Consider the following 16,890-nt stretch of genomic DNA (forward strand, 5'->3'; position numbering starts at 1 on the left):
GCGCGATATAAAAAGGCGCTAAAATTGCGGATTAGTGTGACTACATAGTAGGGGTCTAGCATGGCAGAAGCCGTAAAAAAACCGAGGCCGGAATTCCGGAACATCGGTATTGGGCAAATACTGACGGCATACCGTCTCCCGCTGGCGGGGCGCGTGTCGATTCTGCATCGCGTGAGCGGTGCCTTGTTGTTTCTCTTCCTTCCGTTCCTGCTGTTCCTCTTCGATCAGAGCCTGACTTCCGAACTGAGCTTCGAAGTATTCAAAGGCTTCCTCTCCAACATCATCGTCAAGCTGATCACGCTGGTTCTCGCGTGGGCCTTCCTGTTCCACTTCTGCGCCGGCATCCGTCACCTCGTGATGGATACGAATCATGATGCCGTGTCGAAAGAGAAGGGCAAATCGACCTCCATCGTGGTGATCGTTGTGTCGTCGCTGCTTACCATCGCATTCGCGGCAAAACTGTTCGGAGCATTCTAAAAAATGTCAGCCAATAACCGAATCGGTTCGAAGCGTCTCGTCGTCGGCGCGCATTACGGTCTGCGCGACTGGCTCGCGCAACGCGTCACCGCCTGCGTGATGGCGGTGTACACGGTGATTCTGCTCGCGTGGTTCTTCCTCGCGCGCGACTTTTCGTACGACGGCTGGGCGTCGATCTTCGCGACGCAGTGGATGAAGCTCGCCACGTTCGTCACGCTTCTCTCGCTGTTCTACCACGCGTGGGTTGGTATGCGTGACATCTGGATGGATTACGTGAAGCCCGTTGGCACGCGTCTCGTCCTGCAGGCGCTGACGATCCTCTGGTTGCTCGCATGCGCGGGCTACGCTGCGCAGATTCTCTGGAGAGTATAAAAGCATGGTTGCAATCAAGAATTCTCTGCCGCGTCGCAAGTTTGACGTGGTCATCGTCGGCGCGGGCGGCTCGGGGATGCGCGCGTCGCTGCAACTGGCGCGCGCCGGTCTGTCGGTCTGCGTGCTGTCCAAAGTGTTTCCGACGCGTTCGCACACGGTCGCGGCCCAGGGCGGCATCGGCGCTTCGCTCGGCAACATGAGCGAAGACAACTGGCACTACCACTTCTACGACACGATCAAGGGCTCCGACTGGCTCGGCGACCAGGACGCGATCGAGTTCATGTGCCGTGAAGCACCGAACGCCGTCTACGAACTCGAACACTTCGGCATGCCGTTCGACCGTAACGCGGACGGCACGATCTATCAGCGCCCGTTCGGCGGCCACACCGCGAACTACGGCGAAAAGCCGGTGCAACGCGCCTGCGCGGCGGCTGACCGTACCGGTCACGCGCTGCTGCACACGCTGTACCAGCAGAACGTTGCTGCCAAGACGCAATTCTTCGTCGAATGGATGGCGCTCGATCTGATCCGCGACGCCGACGGCGACGTGCTCGGCGTGACCGCGCTGGAAATGGAAACCGGCGACGTCTACATCCTCGAAGGCAAGACCACGCTGTTCGCCACGGGCGGCGCGGGCCGGATCTTCGCGGCATCGACCAACGCGTTCATCAACACCGGTGACGGCCTCGGCATGGCGGCCCGTTCGGGCATCGCGCTGCAGGACATGGAATTCTGGCAATTCCACCCGACCGGCGTGGCCGGCGCGGGCGTGCTGATCACCGAAGGCGTGCGCGGCGAAGGCGGTATTCTGCGTAACTCGAACGGCGAGCGTTTCATGGAACGCTACGCGCCGACGCTGAAGGACCTGGCGCCGCGCGACTTCGTCTCGCGTTCGATGGACCAGGAAATCAAGGAAGGTCGCGGCGTCGGTCCGAACAAGGACCACGTGCTGCTCGACCTGTCGCACATCGGCGCCGAGACGATCATGAAGCGTCTGCCGTCGATCCGCGAAATCGCGCTGAAGTTCGCGAACGTCGACTGCATCAAGGAGCCGATCCCGGTCGTGCCGACCATCCACTACCAGATGGGCGGTATCCCGACGAACATCAACGGTCAGGTGGTCGGTACGCCGCGCGGCCACGAAGAAGTCGTCAACGGTTTCTACGCAGTGGGCGAATGCTCGTGCGTGTCGGTGCACGGCGCGAACCGTCTCGGCACGAACTCGCTGCTCGACCTCGTGGTGTTCGGCCGGGCTGCCGGCAACCACATCGTCAAGCACGTGAAGGAACTGAAGGAACACAAGCCGCTACCGGCCGATGCAGCCGACTTCGCGCTGTCGCGTCTGGCGAAGCTCGATAACTCGTCGTCGGGCGAGTACGCGCAGTCGGTCGCCAACGACATCCGCGGCACGATGCAGAAGCACGCTGGCGTGTTCCGTACGTCGGCTCTGCTGGCCGAAGGCGTCGAAGCCATCCGCGAAGTGGCTGCACGCGTCGACAACATCCATCTGAAGGACAAGTCGAAGGTCTTCAACACGGCCCGTATCGAAGCGCTTGAAGTGGCGAACCTGATCGAAGTGGCGCGCGCCACGATGGTCTCGGCCGAAGCGCGCAAGGAAAGCCGTGGCGCGCACGCGCAAGACGACTTCGAACATCGCGACGACGAAAACTGGCTGCGCCATACGTTGTGGTTCAGCGAAGGCGATCGCCTCGACTACAAGCCGGTTCACATGAAGCCGCTGACCGTCGAATCGGTTCCGCCGAAAGCGCGTACCTTCTAAGGCACAAGTCAAAGGAATTCAGAGAAATGGCCAAGCGTACATTTGAAATTTACCGCTACGATCCGGACAAGGACGCCGCACCGCGCATGCAAACGTACGAGATCGAAATCGACTCGCACGAACGCATGCTGCTCGACGCGCTGATCAAGCTGAAGGCGCTCGACGAAACGTTATCGTTCCGTCGCTCGTGCCGCGAAGGCGTGTGCGGTTCGGACGCAATGAACATCAACGGCAAGAACGGCCTCGCGTGCCTGACGAACCTGAACGACCTGCCGCAGAAGATCGTGCTGCGTCCGCTGCCGGGCCTGCCCGTCGTGCGTGACCTGATCTGCGACTTCACGCAGTTCTTCAACCAGTATCACTCGATCAAGCCGTACCTGATCAACGATACGCCGCCGCCGGAGAAGGAACGTCTGCAGTCGCCGGAAGAACGCGACGAGCTCGACGGCCTGTACGAATGTATCCTGTGCGCGAGCTGCTCGACGTCGTGCCCGAGCTTCTGGTGGAACCCGGACAAGTTCGTCGGCCCGGCTGGTCTGCTGCAAGCCTACCGCTTCATCGCGGATAGCCGCGACCAGGCAACCGGCGAGCGCCTCGACAACCTGGAAGATCCGTACCGTCTGTTCCGTTGCCACACGATCATGAACTGTGTCGACGTTTGCCCGAAGGGCCTTAACCCGACCAAGGCAATCGGCAAGATCAAGGAATTGATGGTTCGCCGCGCTGTCTAGTATCAATGAGCTCCACGCTCCCTGGCGCGCGCTGCCCCCGAGAGGCGGTCAGTGCGCCCGGGCGCGGCGCGGGGTGTACCGACATGACCGAAACATCGCATCAGTCCGACCCTCTCCGCCGCGCGCGTCTTCGCTGGCGCGCACGGCGGGGCCTGCTGGAAAACGACCTGATTTTCGAGCGTTTTTTCAGCCGATATGAGCATGACCTCAGCGATGCCGACGTGGGCGCACTCACGCGCCTGCTCGAGCTGAGCGATAACGACCTGATGGACTTGCTGCTCGCGCGCAAGGAACCAGAAGGCGATCTAGCCGACCCGGACGTGGTCCGGGTTCTGGAGTTGCTGCGCAACGCTTGAGCGCCGCCAGTCCGTTGTTCCAGGCGTGCAATTATCGAAACCCTGTATCCATACTTCGATTGAGGATGTGCTATGACCCCGTCAGATGTTAAAGCCACGCTATCGTTCAGCGACAATTCGCCGAGCGTCGAAATGCCGATTTACAAGGGCACGATCGGCCCGGATGTGATCGACATTCGCAAACTGTACGGCCAGACCGGCAAATTCACGTACGACCCGGGCTTCATGTCAACGGCGGCGTGCAATTCGGCGATTACCTACATCGACGGCGACAAGGGCGAACTGCTCTACCGCGGCTACCCGATCGACAACCTCGCGCAAAACGCCGACTTCCTCGAAACCTGCTACCTGCTGCTGAACGGCGAGCTGCCGAACGAGAAGCAGAAGGTCGAATTCGTCGGCACCGTCACGAAGCACACGATGGTGCACGAGCAGATGCAGTTCTTCTTCCGCGGCTTCCGTCGCGACGCGCACCCGATGGCAATTCTGGTCGCCGCGGTCGGCGCGCTGTCGGCGTTCTATCACGACTCGCTCGACATCAATAACCCGCGTCACCGCGAAGTGTCGGCGATCCGTATGATCGCGAAGCTGCCCACGCTGGTCGCGATGGCGTACAAGTACAGCATCGGCCAGCCGTTCGTGTATCCGAAGAACGACCTGTCGTACAGCGCGAACTTCATGCGCATGATGTTCTCGAACCCGTGCGAAGAGTACGTGGTCAACGACGTGCTGGTGCGCGCGCTCGACCGCATTCTGATCCTGCACGCGGACCACGAGCAGAATGCGTCGACGTCGACCGTGCGGCTCGCCGGTTCGTCGGGCGCGAATCCGTTCGCGTGTATCGCGGCCGGTATCGCGTGTCTGTGGGGCCCGGCGCACGGCGGCGCGAACGAAGCCGCGCTGAACATGCTGGAAGAAATCGGCTCGGTCGACAACATTCCTGAGTTCATCAAGCAGGTGAAGGACAAGAACTCGGGCGTGAAGCTGATGGGCTTCGGCCACCGCGTGTACAAGAACTACGATCCGCGCGCGAAGCTGATGCGCGAAACCTGCCACGAAGTGCTCGAAGAGCTGGGCCTGCACGACGACCCGCTGTTCAAGCTCGCGATGGCGCTGGAAAAGATCGCGCTCGAAGACGAGTACTTCGTGTCGCGCAAGCTGTACCCGAACGTCGACTTCTACTCGGGCATCGTGCAGCGCGCGCTGGGCATTCCGACGTCGATGTTCACCTGTATCTTCGCGATGGCACGCACGGTCGGCTGGATTGCGCAGTGGAACGAAATGATCGCCGATCCCGAGCAGAAGATTGGCCGTCCGCGTCAGCTGTTCATCGGCGAGACGCTGCGTGAAGCGAAGCCGATCGCACAGCGCTGATCGCTGATCGCTGATCGACCCCGATACTTGCTTCGTCGCGGCATTCGTGCCGCGCACAAGCGCGAAATTGGAGTGAATGAAACGCCTCAACGGGTTGACCGTTGGGGCGTTTCTGTTTCTGCGGCCGCCGCGGGTCGGGGCATGCGGCGCATTGGCGTCGCCGGTCGCCGATGCTTGCCGGGTAACACCGATACAGGTATCGACACTACCAGCCAACCCCATGTTTTTTATCGGTTTTTTCGCCGTCTATGCAGCCCATCGCGGTGCGCAGCGTGGCATAATCGATCGACACAGTCAGCCCGCAGTCATTACTACCCCGCATACCATGGCACAGACTCTCTACGACAAATTGTGGAACACGCACGTGGTCCACACGGAAGACGACGGCACCGCGATTCTCTACATCGACCGTCACCTGCTGCATGAAGTGACCAGCCCGCAGGCGTTCGAAGGCCTGAAAATCGCCCAGCGTCCGGTGTGGCGCATCAGCGCGAACCTGGCCGTGTCCGACCACAACGTGCCGACCACGGACCGCAGCCACGGCATCGCCGATCCGGTGTCGAAGCTGCAGGTCGACACGCTCGACGCCAACTGCGACGCCTTCGGCATCACACAGTTCAAGATGAACGACCTGCGTCAGGGCATCGTTCACATCATCGGGCCGGAACAGGGCGCCACGCTGCCGGGTATGACGATCGTCTGCGGCGACTCGCACACGTCCACGCACGGCGCGTTCGGCGCGCTCGCGCACGGCATCGGCACGTCGGAAGTCGAGCACGTGCTGGCCACGCAAACGCTGCTGCAGAAGAAGAGCAAGAACATGCTCGTGAAGGTCGAGGGCCAATTGCCGCGCGGCTGTACCGCGAAGGACATCGTGCTCGCGATCATCGGCAAGATCGGCACCGCGGGCGGCACCGGCTACGCGATCGAATTCGGCGGCTCGACGATCCGTTCGCTGACAATGGAAGGCCGCATGACGGTCTGCAACATGGCGATCGAAGCGGGCGCGCGCGCCGGCATGGTCGCCGTCGACGACACCACGGTCGAATATCTGAAAGGCCGTCCGTTCTCGCCGCAGGGCGTCGAGTGGGATCACGCGGTCGAGTACTGGAAGCAGTTCAATTCGGACGACGGAGCGCATTTCGATCGCGTGGTCGAGTTGAACGCCGCCGAAATCGTGCCGCAGGTGACCTGGGGCACGTCGCCGGAAATGGTCACGCCGATCGACGGCCGCGTGCCGGATCCGGAGCGCGAAAAGGACCCGGTCAAGCGCAACGCGATGGAGCGCGCGCTCAAGTACATGGCGCTCGAGCCGAACGCGCCGATCGAGTCGATCAAGCCGGATAAAATCTTCATCGGGTCGTGCACCAACGCGCGCATCGAAGACATTCGCGCCGCGGCTTACGTCGTGAAGAAGCTCGGCCGTCGCGTCGCGCCGAACATCCGTCTGGCGATGGTCGTGCCGGGTTCGGGTCTCGTGAAGGCGCAGGCGGAGCGTGAAGGCCTCGACAAGGTCTTTACCGAGGCCGGTTTCGAATGGCGCGAGCCGGGCTGCTCGATGTGTCTGGCAATGAACGCCGACCGGCTCGAGCCGGGCGAGCGTTGCGCCTCCACGTCGAACCGCAATTTCGAAGGTCGTCAGGGCGCTGGTGGCCGCACGCACCTGGTGAGCCCCGCAATGGCCGCGGCTGCGGCCATCGAAGGGCATTTCGTCGACATTCGCAAGCTCGGATAAATCGCATGATGAAGAACATGAATCGCATCACTCTATTGCGCCGCTTCGCACTCGGCACGTTCGCCGGGCTCCTGCTCGGTCTTGCCGGCTGCAACACGGTGCACGGATTCGGCCAGGACATGTCGCACCTCGGCAATTCGATCAGCAATCACGCTGAGAAATAAGCGGTTTTTGATTTTTGCCGGCGATACGGCGCGGGGGTTCCAGCCGCCAGTCGCATCGCCCGGTCCTGAACAGGCACAAGCGTCATGGATAAATTCATCGTACACACCGGCGTCGTGGCGCCGCTCGATCGCGAGAACGTCGACACGGACGCGATCATTCCGAAGCAGTTCCTGAAGTCGATCAAGCGCACGGGTTTCGGTCCGAATGCGTTCGACGAATGGCGCTACCTCGACCACGGCGAACCGGGTCAAGACAACTCGAAGCGTCCGCTGAACCCGGATTTCGTGCTGAACCAGCCGCGCTACCAGGGCGCCTCGGTGCTGCTCGCGCGCAAGAATTTTGGCTGCGGCAGCTCGCGCGAACACGCGCCCTGGGCGTTGCAGCAATACGGCTTTCGCGCGCTGATCGCGCCGAGCTTCGCGGACATCTTCTACAACAACTGCTTCAAGAACGGCGTGCTGCCGATCGTGCTGACCGAACAGCAGGTCGATCATCTGTTCAACGAGACGTATGCGTTCAACGGCTTCGAGCTGACGATCGACCTCGAAGCGCAAGTCGTGCGCACGGCCGACGGCGGCACCGAATATCCGTTCGAAGTCGCAGCGTTCCGCAAGTATTGTCTGCTGAACGGTTTCGACGACATCGGCCTCACGCTGCGTCACGCGGACAAGATCCGCCAATTCGAAGCGGAGCGTCTCGCGAAGCAACCGTGGCTGAACAATCGCCTCGTCCGTTAAGCGAAACCGTGAGGGCGTTAGGGGCGTGAAGTCCGCGCGCCAATGTCGGTTTGCGCCAGAAAGATCCGAAAAAATCATCAAGGAATTCGCATGAAGATCGCAGTGTTGCCGGGCGACGGCATCGGTCCCGAAATCGTCAAGGAGGCCGTCAAGGTCCTGAACGTGCTCGGCGAGAAGTTCGAACTCGAAGAAGCGCCGGTCGGCGGCGCAGGCTACGAAGCGAAGGGCCACCCGCTGCCGGACCCGACGCTCGCGCTCGCGAAGGAAGCCGACGCGATCCTGTTCGGCGCGGTCGGCGACTGGAAGTACGACAAGCTCGAACGCGCGCTGCGCCCTGAGCAGGCGATTCTCGGTCTGCGCAAGCACCTGGAACTTTTCGCGAACTTTCGTCCGGCGATCTGCTACCCGCAACTGACGGGCGCATCGTCGCTGAAGGAAGAGATCGTTTCGGGTCTCGACATCCTGATCGTGCGCGAACTGAACGGCGACATCTACTTCGGCGCGCCGCGCGGCGTGCGTACGTCGCCGGACGGCCTGTTCGCCGGCGCGCAGGAAGGCTTCGACACGATGCGCTATTCGGAACCCGAAGTGCGCCGCATCGCGCACGTCGCGTTCCAGGCGGCGCAAAAGCGCGGCAAGAAGCTCACCTCGGTCGATAAAGCCAACGTGCTCGAAACGTCGCAGTTCTGGAAGGACGTGATGATCGACGTGTCGAAGGAATACGCGGACGTCGAACTGTCGCACATGTACGTCGACAACGCCGCGATGCAGCTCGTGAAGGCGCCGAAGTCGTTCGACGTGATCGTGACCGGCAACATGTTCGGCGACATCCTGTCCGACGAGGCAGCCATGCTGACCGGCTCGATCGGCATGCTGCCGTCGGCATCGCTCGACAAGAACAGCAAGGGCTTGTACGAGCCGTCGCACGGCTCCGCGCCGGATATCGCCGGCAAGGGCGTTGCCAATCCGCTCGCCACGATCCTGTCGGCCGCGATGATGCTGCGCTATTCGCTGAACAAGGCGGAGCAGGCCGATCGCATCGAAACCGCGGTGAAGAAGGTGCTCGAACAGGGATATCGCACCGGCGACATTCTCACGCCGGGTTGCAAGCAGGTCGGCACCGTCGCGATGGGCGATGCCGTCGTGGCCGCGCTGTAAAACGCGTGCACCGCATGCGCTCGCAGAGCGAGGGCATGCGGTAGTCAGGTCAACGATACTGGCCTTTTAAAAACGCGAATCGGGCCTTGAAACAGGCCGATTTGCGCGTCATACGGCGAAGAACGCCGCCAGTTTTCCGTTTTCGTGTATATTCTTGTGATGGCTCAGATCTCCCAAATCTCCTCGATTTCCAAATTGCACGGCACAACGGCCCGTGCGATCGAGCTCGCCATTACCATCAAAACCATTACCCCGAAAACGATCACGAAGCGCTGATCGTCCGTCGTGCCCGCCCATCTTCCCCGCGCGGTCACTGCGGGCAAAGACGCGGGGAAGTTTCCATTCGAAGGGTATGAAGTCATGAACGTAGGTCTCGTAGGTTGGCGCGGCATGGTCGGCAGCGTCCTGATGCAACGTATGCAGCAGGAAGGCGATTTCGACTTGATCGAACCGGTGTTTTTCAGCACCAGCAACGCGGGCGGCAACGCGCCTTCGTTCGCCAAAAACGAGACCAGGCTCAAAGATGCGACAAGCATCGACGACCTGAAGAAGTGCGACGCGATCATTTCCTGCCAGGGCGGTGACTACACGAACGAAGTGTTCCCGAAGCTGCGCGCGGCGGGCTGGAACGGCTACTGGATCGACGCGGCATCGTCGCTGCGCATGAAGGACGACGCGGTCATCATTCTCGATCCGGTCAACCTCGACGTGATTAAGAACGCGCTCGTCAAAGGCCAGAAGAATTTCATCGGCGGTAACTGCACGGTCAGCCTGATGCTGATGGCATTGGGCGGCCTGTTCCGCGAAAACCTCGTCGACTGGATGACGGCCATGACTTATCAGGCCGCATCCGGCGCGGGCGCGCAGAACATGCGCGAATTGTTGTCGCAAATGTGCACGCTGCACGGCGCGGTGAAGAACGAACTGGCGGACCCGGCTTCGGCGATTCTCGACATCGACCGCCGCGTGCTCGAAGCGATGAACAGTGACAGCATGCCGACCGACCACTTCGGCGTACCGCTCGCGGGCTCGCTGATTCCGTGGATCGACAAGGATCTCGGCAACGGCATGTCGAAGGAAGAGTGGAAGGGCGGCGCGGAAACCAACAAGATCCTCGGCAAGCCGGCCATGGGCACGCCGGGTTCGATTCCCGTCGATGGTCTGTGCGTGCGGATCGGCGCAATGCGCTGCCATTCGCAAGCGCTCACGATCAAGCTGAACAAGGACGTGCCGCTCGACGAAGTGAACAGCATCCTCGCGTCGGGCAACGACTGGGTCAAGGTTGTGCCGAACGAACGCGAAGCGTCGATGCGCGATCTGTCCCCGGCGGTTGTCACCGGTACGCTGACGGTGCCGGTCGGCCGCGTGCGCAAGCTCGCGATGGGCGGCGAGTATCTGTCGGCCTTCACGGTCGGCGATCAGCTGCTGTGGGGCGCGGCTGAACCGCTGCGTCGTATGCTTCGCATTGTGCTCGACAAGTAAAGTAAACTACGCGCTCACGACGCGTAGACAACTCAAGAAGCGTCGCGCTTGCGCGGCGCTTTTTTCATTGTGTGCTCCGATCATCTTGTCTCTTTCCACTCGCAAAAAAGGCTGCGCGCTGACGCGCCAGGAGTCCCGATGAACTTTCGACGCTCCGCTCTTCGGGCTATGTCCATTCGTCACGAGAAGGTTCGATTCAGCAGCCGTCCGGCGGCGATGGCCGCTTGTGCCGCTTTCGCCCTTGCGCTGCTCGGCGGTGGCGCGGGCAATGCGTTTGCCGCGTCGGCTAGCGCCGCGAGCGCGCCGGATGCCGCTTCCGCTGTCAGTTCCACTACCGCTGTCGTTGCTGTCGCTGCGGGCTCTCAGTACACCGTACACGCAGGGCAGTCGCTGAACGATGTCGCGATCGCTATTACGCAGTCGCATGACCGGGCGGTACTCGCGCGCGCTACGCACGCATTGTTCGACACGAATCCGGCCGCGTTCATGAATCACGATCCGAGCCGGATGCGTGTAGGAGCGGTGTTGATCGTGCCGGCGCTCGATGCGTCGGGGGCCTTGGCGGCTTCGTCGACTGGGGCCGCGGCAGGGGCGTCGGAGTCCACGGCGGCTGCGCCCGCTTCCGCGCCGACTGCCGCGCCGGCCGCGGCGGCGGCTGCCGCCAGCACGGCGAGTGCAGTCGCGCAGGTCAACGCCGCCGCCGCGAGTGCGGCCAGCGCGGCGGCTCAAGCGACGACGCCAGCCGCATCCACGGTTTCCGGCGCGGCCAGCGCGGCGGTATCGACCGGCGCGGCGGCGGGCGGTGCGGTTTCGTCCGCGCCAGTGGCCGGTTCGGCGCCGGTGGCGACGAGTGGCACGCGGGAATGGGCCGGATCGATTCAACCGGCGGCGAGCGCGCCCGCCGGACAAGCGCCGTCGGCAGCGACCGCGACTGCACCGGCGGCCGCGGCCGCGGATGCGGCTTCGCAGCCGCATCCGCAGGTGTCGAGTCTGCAGCAATTGCTGGCGCTGAAAAACCGCGTGCTGATGGAGTTGCAGAAGCACGGTATCGGCGGGGCGCCCGTCGCTTCAGGCCCAACGCCGGCGAGCGCTGCGCAGCCGGCACCGGCAGGTTCCGCGGCGAACGTGGCCGTGGCGCCGGAGCACGCGAATGTGACGACGTCGCCGTCGAATGAAGGCGGCATCTCTCAGCGCGATTTGAGCATCGCGGCGGCCGTGGGCGCGGCACTGATCGTTCTGCTCGCTGCTCTGCGCATGGGTCGCGGCAAGCGCGATAAAGAGGCTGCGGCACGGGCTGCCCAGACAACTGATGCAGGAATGGCGAGATCCGCGCGTGAGGCCGATTCGCGCAATGGCAGCGCGGCGGCGGGGCAGGCGGCGGTCACGGAAGGATCGGACGCGCAAGATCAGGAGGTTGCACGGCAGGCCGCAGCAGCAGAGCATGCGGTTGCGGAACGTGCGGCAGCCGAACAGGCAGCGGCAGCGGAGCGGGTAGCAGCGGAACGCGCGGCTGCGGAACGTGCAGCAGCCGAGCAAGCCGCAGCAGAAAGCGCGGCAGCCGAACGTGCAGCAGTCGAGCAAGCCGCAGCGGAAAGTGCAGCAGCCGAAAAGACGGCAGCGGAGCGAGCAGCGGCCGGAGAACACGCCGCGGCGGAACGCGCAGCAGCGGAACAAGCAGCAGCCGAACAAGCAGCAGCACGCGTCGCCGCCGAACATGCGGAAGCGGAACGCATAGCAGCAGAACGCAGCGCATCCGAGCGCGCCGCAGAAGAACAGGCGGCACAGCAAGCAGGCACGCCCGAACCTACTGCACCGACGGCGCCACTCGCCAGCATCCCGCTACCCAGCCAAAGCGAACTGTCCAGCGAACCACCGGCTGTCGCACCTGCCCATGACGAGACGCTGCGCTCCGCCGCGACGGCCGCCAATCTCGCCGCCGCGGCAGAACTCGGCGCCGACGCGTTGCCGCTGGGACCGCTCGAACCGGTTGGCGCCGCGACGCAGGACGAGAACGCGCATCGCCTGCAATGGGACGAGGAACCCACAGAAAGTCCGACCGCAGAGAAAACGACAGGCACAACGACAACCCCGAGCTCAAGCGCCGCGGAACCGCCCTCGACAGCGTCGCACACCGCGACGGCCGAACCGCAGTCCCCCTTGAACGTTCCACCCCCGGTGATCGATTTCACGCAACATCAGATCGAACCGCGCGCCACTACGTCGTTCGGTCAGCCGTTCAGCGACATCCCCGTGCCGACGGAACCTGCGCCGTCCGCACCGACCGAGTTCCCGCGCGACGCCGTCGACGCGTTCGGCAGCCTCAACATGCCGCTGCCGCCACGCATCGAAGAGCCCACCGTCGGCGAAGCGGAGCCTTCCACGTCGCTTTCGACGCAACCGGTCGCATCGCCCGACACGACCGCGCAGCAGGCCTTCGGCGTCCATGGAGCGGACGACGACGCCCCGCACATCGCCGACCAGATCACCGCCGGCACAGCCGGCCACGGCGCCGTCGCGGGCCTCGGCGCGGCCGGCTTCGGCGCGCTGAAGCTCGACTTCGACCTCGAGTTGCCGCCGAGCCCGGCTCAGCCATTGCCGGCCTTCACACCGGCCGATCTCGGCCGCATCGCGCGCAACAAGCTCGAGTTGGCCTCCGAGTACATCGAGCTCGGCGATCTGGCGGGCGCCCGCGCGCTCATCAACGAAGTGATTGAAGCAAACGATCCAGCCACGCGCACCGAAGCCCGCGCTTTGCTTTCGACTCTCGCACCGCTGTCGTGAAGCGCATCGCATTAGGCGTGCAATACGACGGCGCCGCGTTCACTGGATGGCAGTCGCAGCCGCATGGCAACACGGTACAGGACGAGCTCGAACGGGCGCTGCGCAAATTCATGCGCACGCCCGTGCAGACGGTGGTCGCCGGCCGCACCGACCGCGGTGTGCATGGCTTGGGTCAGGTCGTGCATTTCGACACCGACCTCGATCGCCTCGACATCTCCTGGGTGCGCGGCCCGAACGCGTTTCTGCCGAAGACGATCGGCGTGCAATGGGCCAAGCCGATGCCCGACGATTTTCACGCGCGGTTTTCGGCATTCGAGCGGACCTATTACTACGTGCTGTACGTAAGTCCAGTTCGCTCGCCGATGCTCACGACGCGCGCCGGCTGGGTGCACATGCCACTCGAGGTCGACGTGATGCGCTCGGCCGCCGAGCACCTGATCGGCGAGCATGACTTTTCGGCGTTTCGTTCGTCGCAATGCCAGTCGAAGACGCCGTTCAAGCACCTGTACCAGATCGACGTCAAACGACAGGGTAACTTCGTGCATTTCCGCTTCCGCGCGAACGCGTTCCTGCATCACATGGTGCGCAACATGATGGGCTGTCTGATCGAAATCGGCAGCGGCCGCCGCCCGGTCGCGTGGATGGCCGACGTGCTCGCGAGCCGTAGCCGCGATTGCGCGGCGCCGACCTTCATGCCCGACGGCTTGTACCTCGCGCAAGTGGGCTATCCTGAGCAATTCGGCGTGCCCGACCCGGCGACGGGCAGCGTGCCGTGGAGCAGCGTATGGACCGAACAACCGGAAACATGAAAGCAGCAGAGAACCCCGCCATTCAGACCGACGCCACCGCCTTGCAAGGCGTGCCACATCGCACGCGCATCAAGCTGTGCGGACTATCGAAACCCGTCGACATTGCAAATGCGATCGACCTCGGCGCCGACGCGATCGGCCTCGTGTTCTATCCGCCGAGCCCGCGCTCGGTGAGCGTCGCGCAAGCGGTCGAACTCGTGCATGAGGTGCCGCCGTTCGTGTCGGTCGTCGGTCTGTTCGTCAACGCGACGCCGGAATGGGTTCACGAAGTCGCGAGCAACGTGAACCTGACGCTGTTGCAGTTCCACGGCGACGAGACGCCTGAGCGGTGCGAGGTGCTCGCCGGCGTTGCGGGTTTGCCTTGGTTGCGCGCATTGCGTGTTGCGGCGGATACTCGGCCGGCCGATTTGGTAGAATCGGCGTTCAACTATTCAGCAGCCAGTGGTCTTCTGTTCGACACCCATGTCGAAGGCTACGGCGGCGGTGGGAAGGTTTTCGATTGGTCACTTATTCCAGCAGAGCTCGCGCATCGGGCCGTTTTGAGTGGTGGGTTGAACGCGCAAAACGTCAGTGATGCGATCCATCGCGTGCGCCCGTACGCGGTCGATGTCTCGAGCGGCATCGAAGTAGCGGGCGCCCGGGGTGTGAAGGATCACGCCCGGATGGCGGCGTTCGTACGCGCAGTGCGCGCTGCGGACGCTGAATGATTCAGGCTCGCGGGCGCTTTCCGATGAAAGCCGCGAGCCATCCTGAGAAGAGTGATCACCATGTACAACTTGCCTGACGAAAGAGGCCACTTCGGCCAATTTGGTGGTGTGTTCGTCGCCGAAACGCTGTTTTCCGCACTCAACGAGTTGCGTGAAGCGTACGAGAAATATCAGAAAGACCCGGAGTTCGTCGCCGAGTACGAGCGCGAATTGAAGTATTTCGTGGGTCGCCCGTCCCCGATTTATCACGCCCAGCGCTGGAGCGAATTGCTCGGCGGCGCGCAGGTTTATCTGAAGCGTGAAGACCTGAATCACACCGGCGCGCACAAGATCAACAACGTGATCGGCCAGGCGCTGCTCGCCAAGCGCATGGGCAAGCCGCGCGTGATCGCGGAAACCGGCGCCGGTCAGCACGGCGTGGCCACGGCGACAATCTGCGCGCGCTTCGGTATGGAGTGCGTGGTGTACATGGGCGCCGAGGACGTGCGCCGCCAGGCCGCGAACGTTTATCGCATGAAACTGCTCGGTGCGACGGTCGTGCCGGTCGAATCGGGGTCGCGCACGCTGAAGGACGCGCTGAACGAAGCGATGCGCGACTGGGTCACCAACGTCGAAAACACGTTCTACATCATCGGTACGGTTGCGGGTCCGCATCCGTACCCGATGATGGTGCGGGACTTCCAGCGTGTGATCGGCGACGAATGCCGCGTGCAGATGCCAGAACTCGCTGGCCGTCAGCCGGACGCCGTCATCGCGTGTGTTGGCGGCGGTTCCAATGCGATGGGGATCTTTTACCCATATATCGACGATAGTTCCGTGCAGTTGATCGGCGTCGAAGCGGCCGGCGACGGCATCGAAACGGGTCGTCACGCGGCATCGCTGATCGGTGGTAGTCCCGGCGTGTTGCACGGTAACCGCACGTATCTGCTGCAAGACGAAGACGGCCAGATCATTGAGACGCATTCGGTGTCGGCAGGCCTCGACTACCCGGGCGTCGGCCCCGAGCACGCGTGGCTAAAAGAGAGCAATCGCGCTCAATACGTAGGCATCACCGACGAAGAAGCCCTGAAGGCGTTCCACGATTGCTGCCGCATCGAGGGCATCATTCCGGCGCTGGAGTCGAGCCACGCCCTCGCTTACGCTACGAAACTCGCGCCGACCTTGTCGAAAGACAAGATTCTGCTGGTCAACCTGTCGGGCCGCGGCGACAAGGACATGCACACGGTCGCTGAGCGATCGGGTATCCAGTTCTGAGCCGCGACGATGCGCGACGAGTTCGACGAGCCGCAGCCGGCGATTGAATCCACGAATCCGGCCGCCGAAGTCCCGGCGGCCGCGGCATCCGCACCGCTGCTGGCGCAGGTGCCGGCCGGCGTTCAGCTGTTGAACCGCGATTTTCTAACCGATGTAGCGAACATTCCCGATGAGTCGATCGACCTGATCGTCTGTGATCCGCCTTATGGGTTGGGGAAGGACTATGGCAACGACTCGGACATGCGCACGGGCGAGGAATTTCTCGTCTGGACGCGCGGCTGGCTCGAGCTCGCTGTACCGAAGCTCAAGCCAACAGGGTCGCTCTATATTTTCTGCACCTGGCAATACGCGCCGGAAATCTTCAGTTTCCTGAAGACGAAACTCACGATGGTCAACGAAATCATCTGGGACCGGCGCGTGCCGAGTATGGGCGGCACCACTCGCCGCTTCACGTCAGTGCACGACAACATCGGTTTTTTCGCGGTGTCGAAGGACTACTTCTTCGATCTCGATCCCGTCCGCATCCCGTACGATGCAGTCACGAAGAAGGCGCGTTCGCGAAAGTTGTTCGAAGGAAGCAAGTGGTTGGAGCTTGGCTATAATCCGAAGGATGTCTGGTCGGTATCGCGTCTGCATCGGCAGCATGCCGAGCGCGTTGCGCATCCAACCCAGAAACCTCTGGAAATCGTCGAGCGGATGGTACTGTCCAGCTGCCCGAAGGGCGGCCGCGTGCTCGACCCATTCATGGGCAGCGGCACCACCGCAGTCGCTTGCGCCCGTCATCAGCGCGAATTCGTCGGCTATGAGATCAACGAGAGCTATTGTGCGATAGCGCGCGAGCGCGTCAGCGCCGCCGCTACGCCTGCTGCGCCCCGTCGGACCCGAGCCAGGCCAAAAGTGCAGCCGTCGACCGAAGTGCAGTGAAAAGCGTGAGATACGCCGCTAAGTTCGCCGAAAAGCGCGCGGCAATGG

16 protein-coding genes are annotated in these 16,890 nt (G+C 62.9%); all 16 read left to right on the plus strand.

Annotation, left to right across the window (positions count from 1 at the left end; genetic code table 11):
* The first annotated feature begins 60 nt into the window (after positions 1–60).
* The 16 genes from sdhC to OKW28_RS09170 all read left to right on the plus strand — a co-directional run bounded on the left by sdhC (position 61) and on the right by OKW28_RS09170 (position 16,842).
* Positions 61–477, plus strand: coding sequence for a succinate dehydrogenase, cytochrome b556 subunit (gene sdhC / locus OKW28_RS09095; RefSeq protein WP_090808277.1), 417 nt, complete (start codon positions 61–63; stop codon positions 475–477).
* A gap of 3 nt (positions 478–480) precedes the next feature.
* Positions 481–849, plus strand: a complete 369-nt coding sequence (gene sdhD / locus OKW28_RS09100; protein WP_429444908.1) for a succinate dehydrogenase, hydrophobic membrane anchor protein — start codon at positions 481–483, stop codon at positions 847–849.
* A 4-nt stretch (positions 850–853) separates the two neighbouring features.
* Complete coding sequence (gene sdhA / locus OKW28_RS09105) at positions 854–2,629, plus strand: succinate dehydrogenase flavoprotein subunit (protein WP_429444910.1); 1,776 nt, start codon at positions 854–856, stop codon at positions 2,627–2,629.
* Positions 2,630–2,655: 26 nt separating this feature from the next.
* Positions 2,656–3,360: a succinate dehydrogenase iron-sulfur subunit gene (locus OKW28_RS09110; protein WP_184004350.1), complete on the plus strand. Its 705-nt coding sequence runs from the start codon at positions 2,656–2,658 to the stop codon at positions 3,358–3,360.
* Between the two features lie 83 nt (positions 3,361–3,443).
* Positions 3,444–3,716 (plus strand): succinate dehydrogenase assembly factor 2, encoded by a 273-nt coding sequence (locus OKW28_RS09115; protein ID WP_018424116.1) that lies wholly within the window; start codon positions 3,444–3,446, stop codon positions 3,714–3,716.
* Positions 3,717–3,788: 72 nt separating this feature from the next.
* Positions 3,789–5,090 (plus strand): citrate synthase, encoded by a 1,302-nt coding sequence (gltA, locus tag OKW28_RS09120; protein ID WP_429444912.1) that lies wholly within the window; start codon positions 3,789–3,791, stop codon positions 5,088–5,090.
* A gap of 325 nt (positions 5,091–5,415) precedes the next feature.
* Positions 5,416–6,825 carry a 3-isopropylmalate dehydratase large subunit gene (leuC, locus tag OKW28_RS09125; RefSeq protein WP_429444914.1) on the plus strand — a complete coding sequence of 470 codons (1,410 nt, stop codon included), beginning with the start codon at positions 5,416–5,418 and terminating at the stop codon, positions 6,823–6,825.
* 5 nt (positions 6,826–6,830) lie between these two features.
* Positions 6,831–6,989: an entericidin A/B family lipoprotein gene (locus OKW28_RS09130; RefSeq protein ID WP_018424119.1), complete on the plus strand. Its 159-nt coding sequence runs from the start codon at positions 6,831–6,833 to the stop codon at positions 6,987–6,989.
* Positions 6,990–7,073: 84 nt separating this feature from the next.
* Entirely contained in the window at positions 7,074–7,727 is a 654-nt protein-coding gene (leuD, locus tag OKW28_RS09135) for a 3-isopropylmalate dehydratase small subunit (RefSeq protein WP_018424120.1), read from the plus strand.
* A gap of 90 nt (positions 7,728–7,817) precedes the next feature.
* On the plus strand, positions 7,818–8,885 hold the full coding sequence (gene leuB / locus OKW28_RS09140) for a 3-isopropylmalate dehydrogenase (RefSeq protein ID WP_429444916.1): 1,068 nt from the start codon (positions 7,818–7,820) through the stop codon (positions 8,883–8,885).
* 360 nt (positions 8,886–9,245) lie between these two features.
* Entirely contained in the window at positions 9,246–10,367 is a 1,122-nt protein-coding gene (gene asd, locus OKW28_RS09145) for an aspartate-semialdehyde dehydrogenase (protein ID WP_429444918.1), read from the plus strand.
* A 138-nt stretch (positions 10,368–10,505) separates the two neighbouring features.
* On the plus strand, positions 10,506–13,148 hold the full coding sequence (locus tag OKW28_RS09150; RefSeq protein WP_429444920.1) for a FimV/HubP family polar landmark protein: 2,643 nt from the start codon (positions 10,506–10,508) through the stop codon (positions 13,146–13,148).
* The gene (gene truA / locus OKW28_RS09155) at positions 13,145–13,957 is read left to right on the plus strand and encodes a tRNA pseudouridine(38-40) synthase TruA (protein ID WP_429444922.1); all 813 of its coding nucleotides are present in this window, start codon (positions 13,145–13,147) and stop codon (positions 13,955–13,957) included. Before OKW28_RS09150 ends, truA begins: the two co-directional genes overlap by 4 nt.
* Positions 13,954–14,664 (plus strand): phosphoribosylanthranilate isomerase, encoded by a 711-nt coding sequence (locus tag OKW28_RS09160; RefSeq protein WP_429446904.1) that lies wholly within the window; start codon positions 13,954–13,956, stop codon positions 14,662–14,664. The genes truA and OKW28_RS09160 overlap by 4 nt, the downstream gene beginning before the upstream one ends.
* A 60-nt stretch (positions 14,665–14,724) precedes the next feature.
* Complete coding sequence (trpB, locus tag OKW28_RS09165) at positions 14,725–15,918, plus strand: tryptophan synthase subunit beta (protein ID WP_429444924.1); 1,194 nt, start codon at positions 14,725–14,727, stop codon at positions 15,916–15,918.
* Positions 15,919–15,927: 9 nt separating this feature from the next.
* Entirely contained in the window at positions 15,928–16,842 is a 915-nt protein-coding gene (locus OKW28_RS09170; protein WP_429444926.1) for a DNA-methyltransferase, read from the plus strand.
* The last annotated feature ends 48 nt before the right edge of the window (positions 16,843–16,890 follow it).

The organism is Paraburkholderia sp. 40 (genome assembly GCF_050434105.1).
GTDB classification, from domain to species: Bacteria; Pseudomonadota; Gammaproteobacteria; order Burkholderiales; family Burkholderiaceae; genus Paraburkholderia; species Paraburkholderia tuberum.

What these genes read in the sequence shown, in the direction of transcription:
- OKW28_RS09110 (WP_184004350.1), top strand. Translation starts at nt 2,656, where the DNA reads ATGGCCAAGCGTACATTTGAAATTTACCGCTACGATCCGGACAAGGAC.
- OKW28_RS09130 (WP_018424119.1), top strand. Translation starts at nt 6,831, where the DNA reads ATGATGAAGAACATGAATCGCATCACTCTATTGCGCCGCTTCGCACTC.
- sdhD (WP_429444908.1), top strand. Translation starts at nt 481, where the DNA reads ATGTCAGCCAATAACCGAATCGGTTCGAAGCGTCTCGTCGTCGGCGCG.
- sdhC (WP_090808277.1), top strand. Translation starts at nt 61, where the DNA reads ATGGCAGAAGCCGTAAAAAAACCGAGGCCGGAATTCCGGAACATCGGT.
- trpB (WP_429444924.1), top strand. Translation starts at nt 14,725, where the DNA reads ATGTACAACTTGCCTGACGAAAGAGGCCACTTCGGCCAATTTGGTGGT.
- OKW28_RS09150 (WP_429444920.1), top strand. Translation starts at nt 10,506, where the DNA reads ATGAACTTTCGACGCTCCGCTCTTCGGGCTATGTCCATTCGTCACGAG.
- leuC (WP_429444914.1), top strand. Translation starts at nt 5,416, where the DNA reads ATGGCACAGACTCTCTACGACAAATTGTGGAACACGCACGTGGTCCAC.
- leuB (WP_429444916.1), top strand. Translation starts at nt 7,818, where the DNA reads ATGAAGATCGCAGTGTTGCCGGGCGACGGCATCGGTCCCGAAATCGTC.
- OKW28_RS09160 (WP_429446904.1), top strand. Translation starts at nt 13,954, where the DNA reads ATGAAAGCAGCAGAGAACCCCGCCATTCAGACCGACGCCACCGCCTTG.
- OKW28_RS09115 (WP_018424116.1), top strand. Translation starts at nt 3,444, where the DNA reads ATGACCGAAACATCGCATCAGTCCGACCCTCTCCGCCGCGCGCGTCTT.
- asd (WP_429444918.1), top strand. Translation starts at nt 9,246, where the DNA reads ATGAACGTAGGTCTCGTAGGTTGGCGCGGCATGGTCGGCAGCGTCCTG.
- leuD (WP_018424120.1), top strand. Translation starts at nt 7,074, where the DNA reads ATGGATAAATTCATCGTACACACCGGCGTCGTGGCGCCGCTCGATCGC.
- OKW28_RS09170 (WP_429444926.1), top strand. Translation starts at nt 15,928, where the DNA reads ATGCGCGACGAGTTCGACGAGCCGCAGCCGGCGATTGAATCCACGAAT.
- gltA (WP_429444912.1), top strand. Translation starts at nt 3,789, where the DNA reads ATGACCCCGTCAGATGTTAAAGCCACGCTATCGTTCAGCGACAATTCG.
- sdhA (WP_429444910.1), top strand. Translation starts at nt 854, where the DNA reads ATGGTTGCAATCAAGAATTCTCTGCCGCGTCGCAAGTTTGACGTGGTC.